This is a genomic window from Thiobacter sp. AK1 (genome assembly GCF_039822265.1).
Taxonomy (GTDB): Bacteria; Pseudomonadota; Gammaproteobacteria; order Burkholderiales; family Thiobacteraceae; genus Thiobacter; species Thiobacter aerophilum.
Map to the genome: position 1 here is coordinate 216,062 of NZ_JBAJEX010000002.1, position 20,918 is coordinate 236,979.

Genomic DNA, 20,918 nt, shown 5'->3' on the forward strand with positions numbered 1-20,918 from the left:
AAAAGTGGGTGATGCGTGTCATGCGCCGTGCAGTTCATGGCGCACCCGCCGGTCTAATGGATGATCTGGGTTGAACCTGATGCGGTTGATACCGCCGTAGGGAAGCGACGGCCCCCCGCCGCCGCTCCCACCAACCGGAGCGCGCCATGAACGCCGTTTTGAATCCCGCAGGCCCATTCGACGCCGCCACCGCCAAGGTGGACGAAGCCGCCATCCAGCCTTTCCCCAATTCCCGCAAGATTTACGTCGAGGGTTCGCGCCCGGACATTCGCGTGCCCATGCGCGAGATCCGGCAAAGCGACACGCCCGCCTCTTTCGGCGCGGAGCCCAACCCACCGATTTTTGTCTATGACACTTCTGGCCCCTACACAGACCCCGAGGTGAACATCGACATCCGCAAAGGGCTTACGCCCTTGCGGGCGCGTTGGATCGAGGAGCGAGGCGACACCGAGGTGCTACCGGGCCCCAGCTCCGAGTACGGACGCGCGCGGCTTACGGACCCCAAGCTTGCCCATCTGCGCTTCGATCTGAAGCGGCGCCCACGCCGCGCCAGGGCCGGCATGAACGTCACCCAAATGCACTATGCCAGGCAGGGCATCATCACGCCCGAAATGGAATTCGTGGCCATCCGCGAGAACCTGCGGCGCCAGGAATACCTGGAGAGCCTGCGCGCCGCCGGCCCGACCGGCCAACGCATGGCCGCGCTGCTCACTCGCCAGCATCCGGGCCAGCGCTTCGGTGCTTCTATCCCCGAGACCATCACGCCGGAATTCGTGCGGGACGAGGTGGCGCGCGGGCGCGCCATCATTCCCGCCAACATCAACCATCCGGAATCGGAGCCGATGATCATCGGCCGCAATTTCCTGGTGAAGGTGAATGCCAACATCGGCAACTCCGCGGTGTCCTCCGGCATCGGCGAGGAAGTGGAAAAAATGACCTGGGCCATCCGCTGGGGAGCCGACACGGTGATGGACCTGTCCACCGGCAAGCACATCCACGAAACCCGCGAATGGATCATCCGCAACAGCCCGGTGCCCATCGGCACCGTGCCCATCTACCAGGCACTGGAAAAGGTGGACGGCCGCGCCGAGGAACTCACCTGGGAAATCTTCCGGGACACCCTGATCGAGCAGGCCGAGCAGGGCGTGGACTACTTCACCATCCATGCCGGGGTCCTGTTGCGCTACGTGCCGCTGACCGCCAGCCGGCTGACGGGGATTGTCTCCCGCGGCGGCTCGATCATGGCCAAGTGGTGTCTGGCCCATCACCAGGAGAACTTCCTCTACACCCACTTCGAGGAAATCTGCGAGATCATGAAAGCCTACGACGTGGCCTTCTCCTTGGGCGATGGCCTGCGGCCCGGCTCCATCTATGACGCTAACGACGAGGCGCAACTTGCAGAGCTCAAGACCCTCGGCGAACTCACGCAGATCGCCTGGCGGCACGATGTGCAGGTGATGATCGAAGGGCCCGGCCACGTGCCCATGCAGCTCATCAAGGAGAACATGGACAAGGAACTGGAATGGTGCGATGAAGCGCCCTTCTACACCCTTGGGCCGCTCACCACCGACATCGCCCCGGGCTACGATCACATCACCAGCGCCATCGGTGCCGCGCAAATCGGCTGGTATGGCACGGCCATGCTGTGCTACGTCACGCCCAAGGAACACTTGGGCCTGCCCAACAAGCAGGACGTCAAGGAAGGCATCATCACCTACAAGCTCGCCGCCCATGCCGCCGATCTGGCCAAGGGCCATCCCGGCGCTCAGATCCGCGACAACGCCCTATCCAAGGCGCGCTTCGAGTTCCGTTGGGAGGACCAGTTCAACCTCGGTCTCGATCCAGACCGGGCGCGGGAATTTCACGACGAAACCCTGCCCCAGGCGGGGGCCAAGCTGGCCCACTTCTGCTCCATGTGTGGCCCGCATTTCTGCTCCATGAAGATCACCCAGGACGTGCGGGAATACGCTGCCCAGCAAGGTGTGAGCGCAGAAGAAGCCCTCGCCCGCGGGATGGCGCAGAAATCCATCGAGTTCGTCGCAAGCGGCGCCGAAATCTACCGCAAGGCTTGACGCGCCGTCACACCTGCCTGCGCAAAGCCGATACAATGCCGGCTTTGCGCGGCGCGAGACTTCATGGATATCGTTCTGCTTCTCAAGGCTCTTCTGCTTGGCATCGTCGAGGGCCTGACCGAGTTTCTGCCCGTTTCCTCCACTGGTCATCTGATCCTGGTGGGCGACCTGCTCGACTTCAACGACGAGCGCGGCAAGGTGTTCGAGATCGCCATCCAACTCGCCGCCATCCTCGCCGTGTGCTGGGATTACCGGCAACGTCTGGCGCAAGTCGCGCAGGGCGTGGCGCATGTGCCCCGGGAACAACGCTTCGTGTTTCACCTGTTGGTGGCCTTTCTGCCAGCCGCGGTGCTCGGAGTGATGTTTCATCACACCATCAAGGCGTATCTGTTCAATCCCATCACGGTGGCTGCGGCGCTGATCGCAGGTGGATTGGCGATTCTCTATATCGAGAAGCGTGCCTACCATCCCCGTGTGCAGACAGTGGATGCCATGAGCTGGCAGCAGGCGCTGCAGATCGGCTTCGCCCAGTCGCTCGCCATGTTTCCGGGTGTGTCGCGCGCCGGGGCCACCATCATGGGCGGCATCGTGTTTGGCTTGTCGCGGCGGGCGGCCACCGAGTTTTCGTTCTTTCTCGCCATCCCCACCATGTTCGCGGCGACGTTCTACGACGTATATAAGAACTGGTTGCTCCTGCGGCTTTCCGACCTGCCGCTGTTCGCGGTGGGCTTCGCGGCCTCCTTCATCGCCGCCATGCTGGCCGTGAAGGCCTTGCTGCGCTGGGTGGCCAGCCACAGCTTCATTCCCTTCGCCTGGTATCGCATCGCCTTGGGCTTAGTCGTCCTGTTCTTCTATCGGGACCAGTGGGGCAGCGCGTTCGGCGCATGAGCGCTGTGGAATGGCTGGGGCGCGGCTAAAGCCGCGAGCAACACAGCCTTCACAAGCCGCGTCGCGGAAACGAAGTGCCAGGTCAGGCCGCGAGTACCGCGCCCTCGCGCACGAAGCGCTCGATGTGGGCAAGCAGTTCCTCTTCCTGGTAAGGCTTGCCCAGATAGACGTTCACCCCAAGCTCCTTGGCGTAATTGCGGTGTTTCTCCGCGGTGCGCGAGGTGATCATGATGATCGGGATATGGCGCGTGCGGGGGTCGCCGCGCACGTTCTTGGTGAGTTCGAAACCATCCATGCGCGGCATTTCGATGTCCACCAGCATGACCGCCGGTAGGGTTTCTTGCAGTTGCTGCAAGGCATCGACACCGTCTTTCGCGGTGATCACCTGATAGCCTTCTTTGGCCAGCAAGCGGCCGGTGATCTTGCGCACGGTAAGAGAATCGTCCACCACCATGATGACGGGCGTGGTGCTAAGCGCCTCCCCCGCGGGCATGGATACCTGCGCCGCCACGTGAGGCGTTTCGCGATGCGCCAGTTGCACCGGATTGATGATGAGCACGATGCGGCCATTGCCCAACACGGTGGCGCCAGAAATGCCGGTGACACGCGCAAGCTGCGGGCCGATGTTTTTGATGACGATTTCTTGGTTGCCTTCCAGGGCGTCCACGTGCAGAGCGCAGCGCTGGCTGCCGCTGCGTAACAGCATGATCGAGGTGTAGAGCAGCGCCTCGGGCTGGGTGGTGTCGTCGCCAAGGAGCCGCGGCAGGTAGTAGAGGGGATAGACATTGCCCAGCCATTCCACCTGGCCCTTCCGATAGACTTCGGCAAGGGGCTCCGGGCGCAGTTCCTGCACCTGCTCCACCATGCTGGAGGGAATCGCGTAGATCTGGCCACCGGCATGGACCAGCACCGCTTGGGTCACTGCCAGGGTGAGGGGCAAATAGATGGTGAAGGTGGTGCCCTTGCCTTTTTCCGAGGCCACCTCGATCCGGCCGCCCAGGCTGGCGATTTCGTTGCGGACCACGTCCATGCCCACGCCGCGCCCGGCGATCTGGGTAATCTCAGAAGCGGTGGAAAAACCGGGCTGGAAAATCATTTCCATGAGGCGGGCGGGCGAGGCTTCCTCGCCCGGCGCAAGCCAGCCCATTTCCACCGCCTTGGCGCGCACCCGTTCGAGATCGATGCCAGCACCATCGTCGGCAATGGTGAGCACCACTTCGTTGCCTTCTTGCCGCGCGATGAGATTCAGCTGACCGGCCGGTGGCTTGCCGGCGCTTTGCCGCTCGGCTTGCGATTCCAGGCCATGGGCGAGCGCATTGCGCAGTAAGTGCTCGAAGGGGGCGGTCATCTTTTCCAGCACGCTGCGATCCAGCTCCACCCCTTCGCCCTGGATAGTAAGGACGGCCTCCTTGCCGAGCTCTTTCGCCGTCTGGCGCACGATGCGTTGCAGGCGCTCGGTGATGCTAGACAGGGGTACCATGCGGATGTGCATGAGCTGCTGCTGCAATTCCCGGTTCATGCGCGCCTGGGCCAGCAACGCGGCTTCCGCCTCGTCGATGTTCTTAAGCAGGGCCTGTTGCACGGTGGAGACGTCGTTCACCGACTCGGCCATCATGCGCGTGAGTTCCTGCAAGCGGGTGAAGCGGTCGAACTCCAGGGGATCGAATTCCTGGTGCGCGTCCTGGGCCATGGACAGGCGCGACTGCATCTGCGTCTCTGCCTGGATTTCCACTTCCCGCAACTGGGCACGCAGGCGGATCACGTTGTCCGTGAGTTCCTTCAACAATTGCTTGAAATTGCGAATCTCGCCCTCGATGCGGGAACGGGCAATGCTCACCTCGCCGGCTTCGTTCACCAGCCGGTCCACCACGTCGGCGCGAACCCGCAGCATGGCCCGCCCCGCCTCTGGCTCGGCCACCGCGCTGGGAAGCGGCGCCCCCGTCTGGGCGCGCAACCCCAGCACCACCGGCACGGGGCCGCTTGCCGCGGCAGCCGCGGAGGTCGCCGTGGGCACGGCAGGCGCAGTTTCACCCCGCTGGAGGGCATCATGCAAATCGCCGATGCGGTCGAAATGGGCCGTTAGCTGCTCGAATAGGGCAGGCTCCGGCGCACCGCCTTCCATGGCGGCGATCACCCGCGTCTCCATCTGGTGGGTAAGTTCGCCCAGGCGCATGGCCCCGGCCATGCGCGCGGAACCCTTGAGGGTGTGCAGGGCGCGCTGCAATGCCTGCTGCGCGGATCGGTCGCTCGGGGCAGCCTGCCAGGCCCGCAGCTGCTGGCCGATGATGGGGATGAGTTCCTCCGCTTCTTCCAGGAAGATGGGCAGAAGATCCGCATCCAGGTCGTCGCGGATACCGCTTGCGGGCTCGGGCGCGGCCGCCGCTGGCGAAATGCTCGTGGCAGCAGCGGATCCGTCTGGCGCCCCGGCTTCGGCAGCGCGTGCCTCCTGGGCAGGCGTTGACACGGCCTGCGAGAAGTCATCCCTTCCCTGGACCGGCTCTTCTGACGACCCGGTCTCGGCCTGCGCGCCAAGGGGTGCCGCCGCGGGCTCACTCGAGGACGCTTCACTGTCCGCACGCGCGGCACGGACCGCCTCCAGGCGTTGGGCCAACGCCGCCACCGTGTCTGCCGCGGGGGTCGGGGTCTCGCGCCGGCGAATCGCCTCGACCATGGCGCTGAGCGCCTCGATGGCGCCGCCGATGAGCGCCACGTCCTCGGGCGGCAAGGCGCGCGGGTGGTCGAGCAGGTCCACCAGGAAACGTTCCAGGGCATAGGCGCAATCGGCCGGCGCGCCAAAGCCAACGGTGCTACAGATGCCCCCCAAGGTGTGAGCGGCGCGCATGAAATCGTAGGGGATGGGCGCGGCCGGCGCCTGCCGCAGCGCAGCGAGACCTTCACGCAGCCTAGCCAGATGCTGGCCCGCTTCGTTCAGAAAGAGTTCGTACAAAGTCGGCGAAAGCACGCGTCCCCCCACGTCGATTTCGCTGGGGGGCGGGGGCGGAGCCGGCAGGGTCTCCACGATGGCCTCCAACGGCGCCGCCGGCGCCTCTGTGGCGAGCGACTCGAGCAGCTGGTGCGGGTCGGCGGTGAGCCGATCCTCCCACGGCGCGGACGGACCCTCTGTGGCGAGCGGCTGCGCCCCGGTTGCCCCGGCCTGGGGCCGCTCCCGCTCGCTGTCGGAGATGGCTTGCTCGCCGCTTTCCGGCTCGGGGAACACGGTTTCGGACGACATGGCCTCCCCGGGGTCGCGCCGGGCCCCGGGCGCGGTGTCTCCCGGCATGGTCATCTCATCGGCGGCGCCTACGGTCTCCGCCTGGATTTCGGCGACCGTCTGCGGGCCTGTCAGCGTGTCCGGCGCGGCTTGCGCCTCGGCGACCGTCGCGGCGCCGGGGCCGGGTGGGGGCGTGGGCGGAGAAGGCGGGCCGGGGGGCGGCTCGCCGCGCAGGGCCGCTGCCTTGGCCAGCAGTTCATCCGCATGCACGGTCACGTGACCCTCGCGGTTCAGGGTATCGACCCAGCCGGTGAAGGCCGCGTGGGCCTGTTGCAGCATGTCGATGAGTTCCGGTGTGGCGTCGCGCTCTTCCTGCAGCCATTTGTTCATGGTCTGCTCGATGCCCCAGGCCACCTCGCCCAGGTCGGTGAGTCCCACCATGCGTCCTGAACCCTTGAGGGTGTGGAAGCCACGGCGAATCGTGGTGAGCGCGCCATGGTCGTGTGGCTGGATGCGCACTCGGCTCAAGTGCTCCGCCACTGTGGCGAGCACGTCCTGCGCTTCCTCCAGATAGACCTCCAGCATCTCGCGGTCGATGGCCTCCTTGCTTGCCTCAAGCAACGCGGCCGTTTCCGCAGAGGGCGCCACCGTCGCCACTCTGGGCGCCGCCAGCTCTGCCAGGGCGGTATCGAGCGCTTCGGTTGCACCCGTGCCGGCAGAAAGCAAGTCGAGCACGCGGCTTGCCCGCTCTTTCAGGCGGGCGTCGTCCATGAGGTCGGCGTCCTGCTGTAGCAGAGCCACCTGCGCGAGTAGAGCCTCCCGGTTAGCATCCGTGGGATCGGCCTTCCAGGCTGCGTAGAGGGTCTGGGCCAGTTTCTTTTGGTCCTCCAGCCCTTCTTCGACGCTGGCCAGGGGTGGCAGGACGGTTTCCTCCTCCCGCGCTTCTGCCTCGCGCTGCTTGAGCTCAGGGAAACGCTTGATCACGGGCGCCAGGATTTCGAACGCATCGGGCCGCCCGTGCTGCACCGCCTCCACGTAGAAGCCCAGAGCGGACAACCCTTCGGCGAGCCGCTCCAACTCGCCCGGCTGGGGTTCGTAGGCGGGATCGGCGAAGTGGTCGATGATGCGCTGGCAAGCAGCGAGCAGCTCAGCCGCCCGCTCCAGTTCCAGGATGCGCAGCGCCCCCTCGATCTGGGTCATGTAGCGCGCAAGCTTGGGAAGCTCCGCGCGCTTGGTATGATCGCGGAAGAAGGCATCGAGCACCTGCTCCACCTGGCGCAGATTGGTTTGAATCTCCGTGCCCACCTGAGCAAGCAGAAGTTTCTCCTGGGCCCGCCGCGCCATCTCGTCGAGCAGTGGCACGACTTCGATCTCGGCCAGGGATTCGCCGGCGAGCGCGGCCGCCAGCCGCTTGCCCTGGACATGGGCCTGTCCCACGAAGGCAGGCGAAAGGTGGGCGAAGTTTTCGATGGCATTCTCGGCAAGCAGGAGCGCGGTGGCCATCTCCATGTCCACGGTCTCGTTGCGGGGCGCGCCGGCCATCAGGCGCGCCGCGCCTTGGGCAATGCCGTGCAGCAACTCGTCCAGGGCCGGATGCTCCAGGGCGCGGGCTTTGTCCGCCAGGCGCGCAGCGTGGCCGTGGAAGGCCTTGAGGGCATCCGGATTGCCCGCCGTGAACTTAAGCCACGCCTCCTTAGCCCCGGCGACGAGTTCGCCAAGCTCCCGCAATAGCGGCCGCAGGCGCTCTGCTTGCTCGTCGCCGCTTGTCGTGACCAGGGGTGCCGCGGCCAGGTATTCGTCCAAGGCGTAGGCTTGTTTCACGCTGGCCAGCCGCTCGGTGGCGGGCTTGGCGCGGGCGATGTGGTAGAGCACGTCGCGCAGCAGGCGCTCCGCCACCTTGCTGGAACGCTCACCCAGGCGGCGAATCTGCTGATCGATGCGAGCGCACAAAGACTTTACTGCAAATTCGGGTTCCAAGCCGCCTTCTAGCAGGCCATCCACAAAGGCGACGGCATTCCACCAGAAGGTGCGGTTGGCGGGCTGGGTCTGGGTGGCCTCGATGGCCTGAAGCGCCCGCTTCATCTGCTCCAGGCCCTCCCTCTCGTGCGGCTGGCGTAGCCACTTGAGCAACCCCTTCTGGTACTGGCTGCGCTCGGCGCGCACGTAACGGGGAAAATCGGCCTCGGACACCGGCGAATCGGCCGCCGCCCGCGGCGCCCGCACGGAGAGATCAGGATAAAAGAGATCCGCTTCGCTGATCCGCTCCGCCCCACGCGCCTGCAGGAGGGCGCGATAAATGGGAAATAGGCGCAGGGGGACATCGGGCGCGCCGGCCATGAGGTCGTCGAGATAGCGCGCAAGCGCAGTGAATCCCTGATCGGCCAGGTCTAGGCGGTCGCCGTCGGCTTCCAGCTCGCGCTTTTCCAAGGCGGCAAGCAGGCGCTCCACTTCTTCCGCGAAACGGGCCAGCCCGTCCAAGCCCACCATTTGCACCGCGCCCGTGACCTGGTGCAGATGGGTCTGGGCAAACTTGAGGGGCGTGCTATCGGCAGTGTTGCCCGCAAACAAGGTGAGCTGTTCCCGCGCCTTGGCGAGCGCGGCGTCGATCTCTGCCTTGACCCAGGTGAGGGGGCCGATGTCGAAATTCGATGGTGTGCTCATGTCCGCCTGCCGGGGCAATCAGGAAAGCTTGAAGCCGGCCACGGAACCCTTCAGGTCGGCCGCCAGGCTGGCCAGCTGACCGATGGACACCGCCGTCTGCTTGGTGCCCTCGGTGGTCTGGGTGGTAATGGCCTGGATGTCCTGCATGTTCTTGGCGACGATCTTGGCCATTTCCGCCTGGGCTTGGGTGCGCTGGGAAATGGTCTCGATCAGGGCCGCCAGTTCCCGCGACACGCGACCGATCTCGGCCAGGGCTTGACCCGCGGCATCCGAGAGCTTCGCACCCTCCACCACACCCTGGGTGCTTTTCTCCATCGCCGCCACCGCGTCGTGAGTGTCGGTCTGAATGGTTTTGACGATGGCGCCGATCTGCTTGGTGGCCTCGCCGGAACGTTCCGCGAGCCGCTGCACCTCCTCCGCCACCACGGTAAAGCCGCGGCCCGCCTCACCCGCGGAAGCGGCCTGGATGGCAGCATTGAGCGCCAGAATGTTGGTCTGCTCGGTAATGTCGGAAATGAGCTCCACGATCTCGGAAATTTCCTGGGAGGATTCACCCAGACGCTTGATGCGCTTGGCGGTCTCCTGGATCTGCTCGCGGATGTCGTTCATGCCGGTGATCTGGTTGTGCACCGCTTCCTGGCCCTTCTCCGCGGCCTGGAGGGATTGCTGCGCCACACGCGCGGATTCGGCGGCGCTGGCCGACACCTCGTTGATGGACTCGGCCATCTGCAGCACGGACTGGGAAGTTTCCTCGATTTCCTTCGACTGGCGCTGCGCTGCCTCCAAAAGTTGCGCGGAAATCGCCTGCGCCTGTTGCGTGGCATGGGTCACCTGCTCGGTGGCCTTGTTGATCTCGGACACCAAAAGGCGCAGCTCATCGATGGTGTAGTTGATGGAGTCGGCGATGGCGCCAGTGATGTCCTCAGTCACCGAGGCGCGCACCGTGAGGTCGCCTTCGGCCAAATCGCCCATCTCGTTGAGCAGGCGCAGAATCGCCTCCTGGTTGCGCTTGTTTTCCTCCTCGCTCTGGATCGCGCGCCGGCGCGCCTCGTTTACCACCGACCAGGCAAAGAGCACGGCGGCGAAGATGCCAATGGCACCGAACAGGGCCGCCAACCAAGGCCCCACCACACGACCGATGCCTTCGTAGGCCTCGGTGAGCTTCTGGGTCAGTGCCAGCAGTTTGTCGGATCCCGTGAACAGCTCACGACCAGCCTGCTTGGCGTTCACCAGGCTTTGCATGTTCTGCAGGATGCTGTTGACGTGGCCGTAGAATTCGTTGAATACGGTTTCCAGCTCCTTGAGTTTCTCGCGGGTGTCCGCGTCCTTGACCGCGTTGATGCGCAAGTCCTCGCTACCGTTGAGCAGGGCCAAGAGCACGTCGCGGAAGTTGTTGGCGTCCTTGCCCAGCAGGAAGGCCACCTCGGGATCGATCACATCGGAGGAAAGCAGGTTGTTGGCGTTCTTCGCCATGCGCTGGGTCAGCATCACCTGCTGCGAGGCCATGGACACGTCGCGCACTGCGGCACCGGTCTGGGACATGAGGGAGACCACCTGCTCGGAGAGTTCCAGCATCTGAACGTTGGCGGCGTTGATGGCCGCCACCGCCTTGTTCAACTCCACTAGACTCTTCTCCTGCTCAAGAATCTGGTCGGTCTGCTGCGCCATGCGTTTCCATACCGCGTCGAGCTCCTTCAGAATCGGCTGCACAGAGGAAGGCGAGGCCGGTAAGGTCCCCTCGCCATACATTAGACGCTTCAAGTCGCGGTCGAAGGTGGTGCGAGAATCCCTGATCTGACGAAAAGCTTCCGGGTTGCCCAGCACGGCCTGCTGCGCGCCCTTGGCGATGCGCTGCGAAAGCATCTGCATCTCGGTCGCGGTCCCCACGTATTTGGCCTTGTTGCCCACCAGGTAGGCATTGAGAGCCAAGGTGCCCAGTGCGAGGAGAATGAACACGAGCGCCGCCACGCCGGAATAGAGTTGCTGCTTTTCCGCGGGCAGGTGCCCGATGAGCGGCAGCTGCGTGGGCTCCTTGCCCGAGAGCTTACGCAGCCCCTGCATGATGAGTGTGGTGTGCAGCGAGGATGTCTCCCCTTTCTTAGCGGCCGGTTTCTTGTTGAACAATCCCATTGTCAGTCTCCGTTCCTTGATCCGGTGTTTCCCATCCCGTTGGGATCACGTCGCGGCCGGCGCCCCAGGCCGGTGCGTGCTTGTCGCCGGCTCACCTGCCGACGTTGAGAAACTCTGCCTGATTGACCAGCGCCTGCATGGACAGCTCCTTCCAGACCTGGCCGTCGGCATCCACGTATTCCGCGGCAACACCCGGCGGCAGGCCATCGGTCTGGCTCGCCGTAAGCTGGTCCGGGGTCTTCAGGCCCAGCATCTGGCGCACCAAGAGCCCCGCATTCACGCCATGACGCGGATGAATGAGCAAAAGCCGGCTGTCCAGGCCGGCTGCATTGGGCTGACCGTAGAGATAGTCCGCCCAGTCCACCACGCCGTAGAGCACGCCGCGCACATTGGCCACGCCCAGAAACCAGCGTTTGGTGAGGGGAACGGCCAATAGCGGCGGCACGGGGATCACCTCGCTCACGTCGCCAAGGTTGACCAGCCAGCGCTCCTGCCCCACCAGCACGCCAACCTTGGAAGCCACCGCTGCCGCGCCGCCGGCGGCGGCATTCTGCAGGCGCGCAACGACGCTTTCCTGGAACTCGCGCAGACTGGTCTTGCGGGCCATGGGTCGCAAATCAGCGAAGGGCTGCGATCTTGCGCAGCAACTCGTCCGGGTTGATGGGCTTGACCAGATAGTCGCGCGCGCCTTGTCGCATGCCCCATACCTTGTCGGTTTCCTGCCCCTTGGAAGTACACATGATGATGGGGATGTGCTTGGTCTCGTCATCCCGGCTGATGGCGCGGGTGGCCTGGAAGCCGTTGAGCCCCGGCATCACCACATCCATGAGGATGAGATCGGGCTTCTGGCTCTTGGCCTTTTCCATGGCTTCCTCGCCGCTTTCCGCCATGATCACCTGATAACCCTGCTTGGTCAGGATCTCGGAGAGAAAGTGTCGTTCAGTGGGAGAGTCGTCCACGACCAGGACTTTGTTGATGGGCATGGGTTCGGATCCTCGCTTGTGATGTCCTCGAAGCTGGTGACGTCCTCGAAACGGAGTCAAGCCGCCGCTGGACTCGCCAGCACATGCTTGCGCACCGCAGCCAGCAACGTGTCTTTCGTAAAGGGTTTGGTCAGATATTCGTCGGAGCCGACCATGCGGCCCCGCACCCGGTCGAACAGCCCGTCCTTGCTGGAGAGCATGATCACCGGCGTGTTGCGGAAGCGCTGGTTCTTCTTGATCAGCATGCAGGTCTGGTAACCATCCAGACGCGGCATCATGATATCGACGAAGATCAGATCGGGTTGATGATCGGCAATCTTGGCCATGGCGTCGAATCCATCCTCGGCGAGAATCACCTCGCAGCCCGCCTGCGCCAAAAAGATCTCGGCGCTGCGGCGAATGGTGTTGCTGTCGTCGATCACCATGACCTTGATACCCGCCAGACTGTTCGTTGTCTCAGCCACATGACCCCCAAGCCATTGTCATCATCGGCACATCCCCTGGCCAGGCACAGGCCAACTCATTGTATTAGAAAATCAAGCCTGCAGGGGTGTTTTTTCAGAAATTACCAGAACTTCTTTCCCACCCCACTCGCGCATGTCACGCCGGCGGCGTGTTGCAATTTCCGTACCTAAGGTCCAGTCCGGCGCCATGAAGCCTAGTGACAACGTTTATCGGCTGGCCCAAGGAATTCTTGAGGCAAGCGGTTCGCAACCCGCTGGAGAGCATCCGCCGCCCGTGGCGGAAATCAGATTTCCAGGAGTTCGAAATCGTCTTTGCGCGCCCCGCAGTCGGGGCAGGTCCAGTTGGGGGGAACGTCCTCCCAGCGGGTGCCAGGCGGAATGCCATCCTCCGGGCGGCCTTGGGCCTCGTCATAGATGAAGCCACAGATCAGGCACATGTAGGCGCGGTAGGGTTTGTTATCGGTCATGGCATCAAAGAATCAGGGTAAAATGCGATTTTACGCATGATCGCCGGGGTGGGATACCGTTCCGGCCGACTTCTGATACGCCATGGCCGACACGCCGTCTATCCTCCCCCCACCCATGGTGCTGACCTTCGCCGCCAGCGATCCCACCAGCGGGGCCGGCATCCAGGCCGACATCCTCACCCTCGCCGCCATGGGCTGCCACCCCCTAACGGCGCTCACGGCGGTCACCGTCCAGGACACCGCCGGTGTGGATGCCCTGTTGCCCCTGGACGCGGAATGGGTGGCCGACCAGGCGCGCGCCGTGTTGGAAGACATGCCGGTGGCCGCGTTCAAGATCGGGCTTGTCGGCAGCGTGGAAAACATCGCCGCCATCGCCGAAGTCGTCTCTGACTATCCGGACATCCCCCTGATCCTGGACCCCGTGCTGGCCTCCGGGCGCGGCGATGAGCTGGTCACTGAAGACATGATCGCGGCGCTATTGGACATGCTGGTGTCCCAAACCACCGTGCTCACGCCCAATAGTCTGGAAGCGCGGCGACTGGCCAGCGACGAAGCCAATGAGGACGACCAACCTTCTTTAGAGGAATGCGCGGCGCGGCTCATTGCCATGGGATGTGAGTACGTGCTCATCACCGGCACCCACGAACCCGGGCCGGAGGTGGTGAACACCTTATATGGAGAGTCTGGCGTGCTCGCCCGGGACCGCTGGCCACGCCTGCCCGGCAGTTACCACGGCTCGGGTTGTACCCTGGCCTCCGCCATCGCCGCGGCCATCGCCCAGGGCGCGGACATCGTCTCCGCTGTGCGGGATGCCCAGGAATTCACTTGGTACAGCCTCAAGCAAGGCTTCCGCCCCGGCATGGGCCAGTATCTGCCAGATCGCCTGTTCTGGGCGCGCGATGCCGATGAAAGCCAGGATTGAAGGCCTCTACGCGCTGACCCCGGACATCCCGGACACGGCGCGTCTGCTCGCCCTGGTAAAGCAGGCGCTTGAGGGGGGCGCACAGGCCGTGCAATATCGCAGCAAAGCCACGGACGTGGCCCTGCGCCACGAGCAAGCATCGGAGTTGATCGAGCTATGCCACCGCTACCACGTGCCCCTGCTCGTCAACGATGACGTCCGGCTGGCCGCGCTGACCGACGCCGACGGCGTGCATCTGGGACGGGACGATGCGCCACTTGATGAAGCCCGCATCAACCTTGGGCCGAAAAAAATCATCGGCGTGTCCGCCTATGCCGATCTGGAACGGGCGCGACACCTGGCCGAGGCGGGTGCCGACTATGTGGCCTTGGGCAGCTTCTTTTCCTCGCCCACCAAACCGCAGGCACCGCTTTGCCCACTGGAACGCCTCACCGAGGCGAAGCGAGTGCTCACCGTTCCCGTAGTGGCCATCGGCGGCATCACGCCTGAGAACGCACCCGGCCTGATCGCGGCCGGGGCCGATGCCCTCGCCGTGATCTCGGCGCTGTTCGCCGCCCCGGACGTGCGGCTCGCTGCGGCCCGCTTCGCCAGCCTGTTTGCAACCCGACACTGAGCAAATTCGCCATGACCTCCCGCAACGAAATACTTTTCGAACGTTCCCAACGCCTCATCCCGGGTGGTGTCAATTCACCCGTGCGCGCCTTCCGCTCGGTAGGAGGCACGCCGGTCTTCTTCAAACGCGGCCAGGGCGCCTGGCTATGGGACGAGGAAGACCGACGTTACGTGGACTACGTGGGTTCCTGGGGCCCCATGATCCTGGGCCATGCCCATCCGGAGGTGGTGGCGGCGGTGTGCGCGGCAGCCCAGGAAGGGCTGTCCTTCGGCGCGCCCACGGCGCGGGAGCTGGAAATGGCGGAATGCCTGACCGGGTTGTTACCGGGGCTGGAAGAAGTGCGCCTGGTGTCCTCCGGCACGGAAGCCACCATGAGCGCCATCCGCCTGGCGCGGGGTTTCACCGGCCGCGCCAAGATCGTCAAATTCGAAGGCTGCTACCACGGTCATGCCGATAGTCTGTTGGTGAAGGCAGGCTCCGGCGCCCTCACCTTTGGCCAACCCAGCTCGGCGGGCGTGCCGCCGGAGACCGCGGCCCACACCCTCACCTTGCCCTACAACGATATTGACGCGGTCAACCGCCTGTTCGACCAGATGGGTGGCGAAATCGCCTGTGTCATCGTGGAACCCATCGCCGGCAACATGAACCTCATCCTGCCGCTGCCGGGCTTCCTTGAGACCCTGCGGGAACGCTGCAGCGCCCACGGCGCTGTGCTCATCTTCGACGAGGTGATGACGGGCTTTCGCGTCGGGCTCACGGGTGCCCAGGGGCTGTTCGGTATCCAGCCCGATCTCACCACCCTGGGCAAGGTCATTGGGGGCGGGCTGCCTGTGGGCGCCTTCGGCGGCCGACAGGAAATCATGGAACAGCTCGCCCCCAACGGCCCCGTCTATCAGGCCGGCACCCTGTCCGGCAATCCGGTGGCGGTGGCGGCAGGGCTGGCCACCCTGAACAGGGTGCAGGAGCCGGGCTTCTACGACCGCCTCGCCGACACCACCGCGCGGCTGATGCAGGGTCTCACCGAGGCCGCTCACCGCCATGGGGTGGGTTTCAGCGCCCAGTCGGTGGGAGGAATGTTCGGGATCTATTTCAGCGCGCGCCCGCCGGCGAGTTACGGCGAGGCCGTGGCCTGCGACCGGGAACGCTTCAACCGCTTCTTCCACGCCATGCTGGACGCAGGCGTGTATCTGGCCCCTTCCGCCTTCGAGGCAGGCTTCGTCTCCGCCGCCCACGGCGAGGCGGAGCTCGGCCACACCCTGGAGGCAGCGGAGCGTGCCTTCGCTGCCCTACGCGAGGCTTCTTGAGTCATCGCGGCCCCCCAAAAAAAAGGAGGCCATGCCTCCTTTTTTTGGCGCTGGGCGCGCTCACTTCAGACCGGCGATGTAATTGGCCACGTCCTTGATCTCTTGCTCCGTCATGCGGTCGGCAATGCTGCGCATCATCTTGGCGGGATCGTTTTGCCGGTCGCGGCTGCGGAAGGCCTTGAGCTGGGCGATGATGTAATCTGCGTGCTGGCCACCAAGACGCGGATATTGAACGGGAATGCCTGCCCCGGTGGGACCGTGACAGCCGGCACAAGCGGGCACGCCACTTGCGGCATTGCCGCCGCGCCAGAGCTTCTCGCCGTTCGTATAGGGTTGTTTGGCCGCGCCCGGCTTGATCGGCTTCTCGGCGAAATAGGCGCCCAGATTCACCATGTCCTCCTCACTCAGGGCAGCGACCATGGCCCCCATCACCGCACTCTTGCGCACCCCTTCCTTGTTGGGATCGGCCAGGGCGGCCTTAAAGTCGCGCAGCTGCTTGGTGATATACTCAGCGTGCTGACCCGCGAGTTTGGGATTGGCCGGGCTGGCGCTGTTGCCGTCGGCCGCATGACAGGCCGCGCAGACCTGGTTGACGATGGGCGCGGCCTTGGCGGGATCACCATTGGCGGGTCCGGTTTCAGCCTGCGCGGCACCGACGACGAACACGCCGGAAGCCAGGGCCAGGGCCAGAATGGATTTCATGGATGACGCTCCTTCACGCTTTTCGAGGGGGTGGGAAACCGACAGAGAAGTCCGAAAAGCCGGATTTATACCACAAGCCCTTGCCCGCGAAAACGCCCCATGGCCCTGTTTTCTCGCCTCCAGTACGAAAAGTCGGTACACGACCTTAGCGAGCTGCCCACTAGCCGCCAGGAAATCGCCTTCGCCGGGCGCTCCAATGCAGGCAAGTCCAGCGCCATCAACACCCTGGCAGGGCGCAAGACGGCCTTCGTCAGCAAGATCCCGGGCCGCACCCAGCTCATCAATTTCTTCCGCATCGAGGAGGGCCAGTATCTGGTGGACCTGCCGGGCTATGGCTATGCCAGGGTACCAGAGGCGGTGCGCCGCCACTGGCAGGCAACACTGGCCCGCTACCTCGAGACACGGGCAAGCCTCGTGGGGCTGGTGCTCATCATGGATGCGCGTCATCCCTTGACCCCCCTGGATCGCCAGATGATCGCCTGGTTCGCCCCCAGCGGCCGGCCCATCCACTGCCTGCTCACCAAGGCCGATAAACTCTCGCGCGGGCAAGCCACGCGCACCCTGCACAAGGTGTGGCAAGAACTCGCGGCCCAGGGTCCGGCTTTCAGCGTGCAGCTTTTCTCCAGCCTCAAGAAGCAGGGCGTGGCGGAAGCGGAAGCGGTGCTGGCAGGCTGGCTGGGAAGAGAACAAGCGCAGGCCGCGCCAGGCGGCCGCGCATAAAAAACCCCCGGTCAAAGGGGAGCAAAAACCGGGGGGGCAAACGCCTTAATGGGATTAAGGCACCCGCTCAGGGAGGAGAAGCGGGAGATGACATCGCTGCCATCTGCTTCCTATGATAGGCGCGGCGCGAATTGGTTCCCGAAAATTTTTGCCCGCCCCTTGGGCTTTTGACTGGTATCGGAGTCTCACATGCACATCCTGGGCAGCTACCCCAACCGCCGCATGCGTCGCATGCGGCGCGACGATTTTTCCCGGCGGCTGGTGCGGGAACATCGCCTGAGCGTGGATGACCTGATCCTTCCCGTGTTCGTGCTGGAGGGCGAGGGTCGGCGCGAGGCGGTCCCTTCCATGCCAGGCGTGGAACGCCTAAGCCTCGATCAGCTCCTGCCGGTGGCCGAGGAATGCGTGGCCCTGGGCATTCCCGCCCTGGCCCTGTTCCCCGTGGTGGACCCCGCCTTGAAAACCCTCGATGCACGCGAGGCCTACAATCCGGATGGATTGGTGCCCAGCACGGTGCGCGCCCTGAAAGCACGGCTGCCTACGCTGGGCATCATCACCGACGTGGCCCTGGACCCTTATACCAGCCACGGCCAGGATGGCCTCACCGACGCCCAAGGCTACGTGATCAACGACGAGACGGTGGCAGTGCTACAGAAACAGGCGCTCAGCCACGCTCAAGCGGGCGCGGATGTGGTGGCCCCTTCGGACATGATGGACGGTCGCATCGGCGCCATCCGCGCCGCATTAGAGGAGAATGGCTTCATCCACACTCGCATCCTGGCCTATTCGGCCAAATACGCCTCCAGCTTCTACGGTCCCTTCCGCGACGCCGTGGGATCCGCAGCCAATCTGGGCACCGGCAACAAGTACACCTATCAGATGGACTGCGCCAACTCCGACGAGGCCCTTTGGGAAGTGGGGCTGGACCTGGCGGAAGGGGCCGACATGGTGATGGTGAAGCCTGGCCTTCCTTATCTGGACATCGTCCGTCGGGTCAAGGACACCTTCGGCGCACCCACGTTCGCGTATCAGGTGAGCGGAGAATACGCCATGCTCAAGGCCGCCGCCGAAAACGGCTGGCTCGACGAGCGCGCCTGCGTGCTGGAGGCCTTGCTCGCCTTCAAGCGGGCCGGCGCCGACGGCATCCTCACCTACTTCGCCCTGGACGCCGCCCGCTGGTTGAAGCAGGGCTAGTCAGGCGCCCTTGGCAAGGGCGATGCGCTCCCGGTCGATACGGATGATGTAGCGCTGGATCATGGCCTGCTGGGCAGCAGGCAGATCGACGAAGCGGCAGCCTGCACGCTTCACCAGCCCGCCGTTACGCAAGGCGAGATCCTGCAGGCTGCGCACTTCCAAGGTGGTCAGCAACGCCCCCTCCCCCGGCAAGGTGAGCGAGCAGCCGGGGTAACGCTCACCCACCAGCAGCGGCGTATTGGGTGCCAGGTTGCCCAGTCCCACGCCGCCGACACTGATGTCCACTACCTGGGCCTCCAGGGGTTCTGACTTCAGGGGAATGTGGCAGAAAAGTGGCTCGCGCAGGGGACACACCAGCCGGTAGTACTCGCGCCGCTGCAGCTTGAGCAGGAGTTTCGGCAGACGGGCGCGAAAGGCGGGCCGCCCGTTCCACTGCACCTGGTCAAGGCCATCTAAGGTGAACTGGACCTTGACCCGCTCATGGGCGGTCACACAGACCAGGCGGGAGGCGCCGAGCGCCCGCCGGTTGAGCTCCTCGTCCGCGCCCCAATCCAGGAACAGGGCGTCCTGACCAGGCTCCACGGCCAGCAGACTGCTGAGAAAGAAACGCTGGCCGTGATCGAAATACACCGTGACGAGTTCCCGCCCTTTGGCCACGCCGCGCAGCACCTGCAGGATCTCCCCACGCGAGCGCAAAAGAAAACGCGCATACTCCGACTGCTCGGCATCCCAGTTGATCAAGGCATTGCGCGCGGAAGCGGGGGGCTCGGCCATTGACTCCTCTCGCAAAGATCGCATTCTCCCGCAAATGAATACGCCCTGCCAGCCACACGCATCCTCAAGCCGAAACAGATGCCGCCGTTATAATGACATCATGTTCGGCTTTCACCGCTTCAAACCCAGACCCGACAAAACCGAGGCGCCCGCCCTACCGGAAGAGGTGTGGGCGCGCACCATCGTGGATGTGCCCGCGCCGCGCAAGTCCTTGTCCCGCATGTCAGCGGAGCCTGCGGAGCAAGCAGATGTCTCGCAGGTCTCCCTCGGGCAAGAGAAGTTCAAGATTCGTTTCGCCAGCACGCCAGACCGGCGCCAATCCGCGAGCCTCCTGGTCAAGAAAATGTATTCCTGGCGCGGCTATGCCACGGAAGATGCCCTCGCCCAGGCTGAGGCCAACCGCATCACCCTGGTCGCCTCCTTGCAGGAACGCGTAATTGGCACGCTCACCATCGGCTTCGATTCGGCCGCCGGCCTGCTCGCCGACCAAATGTATAAGGCCGAGGTGGACCGGCTACGCGCCGAAGGCCGGCGCGTGGGTGAATTCATCAAGCTTGCCGCCGACCGCGACATCCATTCCATGCGCGTGCTCGCCGCCCTGTTCCATCTCGCCTACATCTATGGGCGCAACATCCATGAGTACACGGATGCGGTGATCGAGGTGAATCCGCGCCACGTAGGTTTCTATCAGAAAATCCTGGGCTTCCAGCAAATTGGGCCGGAACGCCTATGCCCGCGTGCGCAGGCGCCGGCTGTGCTGCTCTCCCTGTCCGCCGACTACGTGGCAGAAAAGATTCGCCAGTTTGGCGGCCAGCGGGAAGCCGCCCGCGGCGAGCATTCCCTTTATCCTTGGTTTTTCAGCCCGGAAGAGGAAGCCGGCATTACCCGGCGCCTGCTTTCCGGTCGCTGAAGGATTTCATCCCTTACCCGAGGAAACCCTGGCAAGCCCTTGTCTTTTCATCGACATTGGAGCATGGGCCATGCATAATGCATGGATGCGTCGCCTCCTGTGCACCGTCTTTTGCGCGGCCCTTACGGCCTTGAGCGCGCCTGCCGCGCGCGCCGATCCCGCGGGAGAGGCCCTCGCGCAAAAGGTCTATGATCGCCCCAACGGCAACGACGCCGTGAGCGTGCTCACCATGTCCCTGATCCAGCCGGGACGCGCGCCCCGCAACCGGCGCATGGTGGTCTACCGCCTGGACAAAGCGCCCGGCGAAGTGGCCACGCTGATTCGGTTCACCGAGCCGGAAGACATCGCCGGCACTGGGCTACTTACCTTGGACCACAAAAGCGGCGACAGCGACCAGTGGATTTATCTGCCCGCCATGGAACGCGTGCGCCGCATCGCCTCGAACCGCAAAGGCGGGCGCTTCGTCAACTCCGAGTATTACTACGAGGACTTGCGGGAACGAAAAGTGCACCAGGACCATCACCGCATCCTCGGCAAGGAGACGGTCAACGGCATCCCCTGCGAGGTGCTGGAAAGCATTCCCGTCGAGGCGGGCAATTCCGCCTATTTGAAGCGCGTGAGTTTCATCGATCCCAACACCCTGCTGCCGCTACGCGTGGATTTCTACGAGAAAAACGAACAGCAGCCCAGCAAGCGCCTTACAGTGAGCGCGTTCCGCAAGATTTCCGGCTTCTGGACCGTGACCGACAGCACGATGACCGATCTCGCTAACGGCAATGCCACCCGGCTGACAGCGGAAAAGATCCAGTACAACCGGCGGCTGCCGGCGCGGCTATTCACCACGGAAGTGTTGGAAGACGAAAGCCTGGAAGAAGATTATCGCCCCTGAGGGCAAGGAGGAGC

17 protein-coding genes are annotated in these 20,918 nt (G+C 64.3%); 9 read left to right on the forward strand and 8 right to left on the reverse strand.

All coding sequences use genetic code 11. The annotated features are described in order from the left end of the window. The first annotated feature begins 146 nt into the window (after positions 1–146). Together thiC and V6E02_RS04430 are read left to right on the forward strand one after the other, a co-directional pair. Complete coding sequence (gene thiC / locus V6E02_RS04425) at positions 147–2,072, forward strand: phosphomethylpyrimidine synthase ThiC (RefSeq protein WP_347307527.1); 1,926 nt, start codon at positions 147–149, stop codon at positions 2,070–2,072. A 63-nt stretch (positions 2,073–2,135) separates the two neighbouring features. Beyond that, a complete protein-coding gene (locus V6E02_RS04430) occupies positions 2,136–2,960 on the forward strand; it encodes an undecaprenyl-diphosphate phosphatase (protein ID WP_347307529.1) in 825 nt (274 codons plus the stop codon). Between the two features lie 82 nt (positions 2,961–3,042). Here V6E02_RS04430 and V6E02_RS04435 read toward each other — a convergent pair whose 3' ends face one another. The 6 genes from V6E02_RS04435 to V6E02_RS04460 all read right to left on the reverse strand — a co-directional run bounded on the left by V6E02_RS04435 (position 3,043) and on the right by V6E02_RS04460 (position 12,876). Further along, the gene (locus V6E02_RS04435; protein ID WP_347307531.1) at positions 3,043–8,832 is read right to left on the reverse strand and encodes an Hpt domain-containing protein; all 5,790 of its coding nucleotides are present in this window, start codon (positions 8,830–8,832) and stop codon (positions 3,043–3,045) included. Between the two features lie 18 nt (positions 8,833–8,850). Continuing rightward, positions 8,851–10,962, reverse strand: a complete 2,112-nt coding sequence (locus V6E02_RS04440; protein WP_347307533.1) for a methyl-accepting chemotaxis protein — start codon at positions 10,960–10,962, stop codon at positions 8,851–8,853. Between the two features lie 91 nt (positions 10,963–11,053). Continuing rightward, entirely contained in the window at positions 11,054–11,569 is a 516-nt protein-coding gene (locus tag V6E02_RS04445) for a chemotaxis protein CheW (protein ID WP_347307535.1), read from the reverse strand. A gap of 10 nt (positions 11,570–11,579) precedes the next feature. Beyond that, positions 11,580–11,945, reverse strand: coding sequence for a response regulator (locus V6E02_RS04450; protein ID WP_347307537.1), 366 nt, complete (start codon positions 11,943–11,945; stop codon positions 11,580–11,582). 56 nt (positions 11,946–12,001) lie between these two features. Next, positions 12,002–12,370 carry a twitching motility response regulator PilG gene (pilG, locus tag V6E02_RS04455; RefSeq protein ID WP_347307656.1) on the reverse strand — a complete coding sequence of 123 codons (369 nt, stop codon included), beginning with the start codon at positions 12,368–12,370 and terminating at the stop codon, positions 12,002–12,004. A 323-nt stretch (positions 12,371–12,693) separates the two neighbouring features. Then, the gene (locus V6E02_RS04460; RefSeq protein WP_347307538.1) at positions 12,694–12,876 is read right to left on the reverse strand and encodes a rubredoxin; all 183 of its coding nucleotides are present in this window, start codon (positions 12,874–12,876) and stop codon (positions 12,694–12,696) included. An 82-nt stretch (positions 12,877–12,958) separates the two neighbouring features. Between V6E02_RS04460 and thiD the strand changes: the two genes are divergently transcribed. The 3 genes from thiD to hemL are packed head-to-tail and all read left to right on the forward strand — an operon-like array spanning position 12,959 to position 15,715. Next, positions 12,959–13,798, forward strand: coding sequence for a bifunctional hydroxymethylpyrimidine kinase/phosphomethylpyrimidine kinase (thiD, locus tag V6E02_RS04465; RefSeq protein WP_347307540.1), 840 nt, complete (start codon positions 12,959–12,961; stop codon positions 13,796–13,798). Then, entirely contained in the window at positions 13,782–14,411 is a 630-nt protein-coding gene (thiE, locus tag V6E02_RS04470) for a thiamine phosphate synthase (RefSeq protein WP_347307541.1), read from the forward strand. Before thiD ends, thiE begins: the two co-directional genes overlap by 17 nt. An 11-nt stretch (positions 14,412–14,422) precedes the next feature. Beyond that, positions 14,423–15,715: a glutamate-1-semialdehyde 2,1-aminomutase gene (hemL, locus tag V6E02_RS04475; protein ID WP_347307542.1), complete on the forward strand. Its 1,293-nt coding sequence runs from the start codon at positions 14,423–14,425 to the stop codon at positions 15,713–15,715. A gap of 60 nt (positions 15,716–15,775) precedes the next feature. On the opposite strand, the gene V6E02_RS04480 is transcribed toward hemL, so the two are convergent. Continuing rightward, a complete protein-coding gene (locus V6E02_RS04480) occupies positions 15,776–16,417 on the reverse strand; it encodes a c-type cytochrome (RefSeq protein WP_347307544.1) in 642 nt (213 codons plus the stop codon). Between the two features lie 99 nt (positions 16,418–16,516). Between V6E02_RS04480 and yihA the strand changes: the two genes are divergently transcribed. Both yihA and hemB read left to right on the forward strand, forming a co-directional pair. After that, complete coding sequence (gene yihA / locus V6E02_RS04485; protein WP_347307545.1) at positions 16,517–17,137, forward strand: ribosome biogenesis GTP-binding protein YihA/YsxC; 621 nt, start codon at positions 16,517–16,519, stop codon at positions 17,135–17,137. A 189-nt stretch (positions 17,138–17,326) separates the two neighbouring features. Beyond that, the gene (gene hemB / locus V6E02_RS04490; protein WP_430626766.1) at positions 17,327–18,331 is read left to right on the forward strand and encodes a porphobilinogen synthase; all 1,005 of its coding nucleotides are present in this window, start codon (positions 17,327–17,329) and stop codon (positions 18,329–18,331) included. On the opposite strand, the gene V6E02_RS04495 is transcribed toward hemB, so the two are convergent. Beyond that, positions 18,332–19,105: a flagellar brake protein gene (locus V6E02_RS04495; RefSeq protein WP_347307547.1), complete on the reverse strand. Its 774-nt coding sequence runs from the start codon at positions 19,103–19,105 to the stop codon at positions 18,332–18,334. It lies immediately after the preceding gene. A gap of 100 nt (positions 19,106–19,205) precedes the next feature. Here V6E02_RS04495 and V6E02_RS04500 point away from each other — a divergent pair, with 100 nt between their 5' ends. Beyond that, on the forward strand, positions 19,206–20,015 hold the full coding sequence (locus tag V6E02_RS04500; RefSeq protein ID WP_347307548.1) for an N-acyl amino acid synthase FeeM domain-containing protein: 810 nt from the start codon (positions 19,206–19,208) through the stop codon (positions 20,013–20,015). A gap of 70 nt (positions 20,016–20,085) precedes the next feature. Next, positions 20,086–20,904, forward strand: a complete 819-nt coding sequence (locus tag V6E02_RS04505) for an outer membrane lipoprotein-sorting protein (RefSeq protein WP_347307550.1) — start codon at positions 20,086–20,088, stop codon at positions 20,902–20,904. Positions 20,905–20,918: the final 14 nt, after the last annotated feature.

Bases quoted from the DNA above. Each gene is read 5' to 3' on its own strand.
- thiC (WP_347307527.1), top strand. From the start codon at position 147: ATGAACGCCGTTTTGAATCCCGCAGGCCCATTCGACGCCGCCACCGCC.
- V6E02_RS04430 (WP_347307529.1), top strand. From the start codon at position 2,136: ATGGATATCGTTCTGCTTCTCAAGGCTCTTCTGCTTGGCATCGTCGAG.
- V6E02_RS04435 (WP_347307531.1), bottom strand. From the start codon at position 8,832: ATGAGCACACCATCGAATTTCGACATCGGCCCCCTCACCTGGGTCAAG.
- V6E02_RS04440 (WP_347307533.1), bottom strand. From the start codon at position 10,962: ATGGGATTGTTCAACAAGAAACCGGCCGCTAAGAAAGGGGAGACATCC.
- V6E02_RS04445 (WP_347307535.1), bottom strand. From the start codon at position 11,569: ATGGCCCGCAAGACCAGTCTGCGCGAGTTCCAGGAAAGCGTCGTTGCG.
- V6E02_RS04450 (WP_347307537.1), bottom strand. From the start codon at position 11,945: ATGCCCATCAACAAAGTCCTGGTCGTGGACGACTCTCCCACTGAACGA.
- pilG (WP_347307656.1), bottom strand. From the start codon at position 12,370: ATGGTGATCGACGACAGCAACACCATTCGCCGCAGCGCCGAGATCTTT.
- V6E02_RS04460 (WP_347307538.1), bottom strand. From the start codon at position 12,876: ATGACCGATAACAAACCCTACCGCGCCTACATGTGCCTGATCTGTGGC.
- thiD (WP_347307540.1), top strand. From the start codon at position 12,959: ATGGCCGACACGCCGTCTATCCTCCCCCCACCCATGGTGCTGACCTTC.
- thiE (WP_347307541.1), top strand. From the start codon at position 13,782: ATGAAAGCCAGGATTGAAGGCCTCTACGCGCTGACCCCGGACATCCCG.
- hemL (WP_347307542.1), top strand. From the start codon at position 14,423: ATGACCTCCCGCAACGAAATACTTTTCGAACGTTCCCAACGCCTCATC.
- V6E02_RS04480 (WP_347307544.1), bottom strand. From the start codon at position 16,417: ATGAAATCCATTCTGGCCCTGGCCCTGGCTTCCGGCGTGTTCGTCGTC.
- yihA (WP_347307545.1), top strand. From the start codon at position 16,517: ATGGCCCTGTTTTCTCGCCTCCAGTACGAAAAGTCGGTACACGACCTT.
- hemB (WP_430626766.1), top strand. From the start codon at position 17,327: ATGCACATCCTGGGCAGCTACCCCAACCGCCGCATGCGTCGCATGCGG.
- V6E02_RS04495 (WP_347307547.1), bottom strand. From the start codon at position 19,105: ATGGCCGAGCCCCCCGCTTCCGCGCGCAATGCCTTGATCAACTGGGAT.
- V6E02_RS04500 (WP_347307548.1), top strand. From the start codon at position 19,206: ATGTTCGGCTTTCACCGCTTCAAACCCAGACCCGACAAAACCGAGGCG.
- V6E02_RS04505 (WP_347307550.1), top strand. From the start codon at position 20,086: ATGCATAATGCATGGATGCGTCGCCTCCTGTGCACCGTCTTTTGCGCG.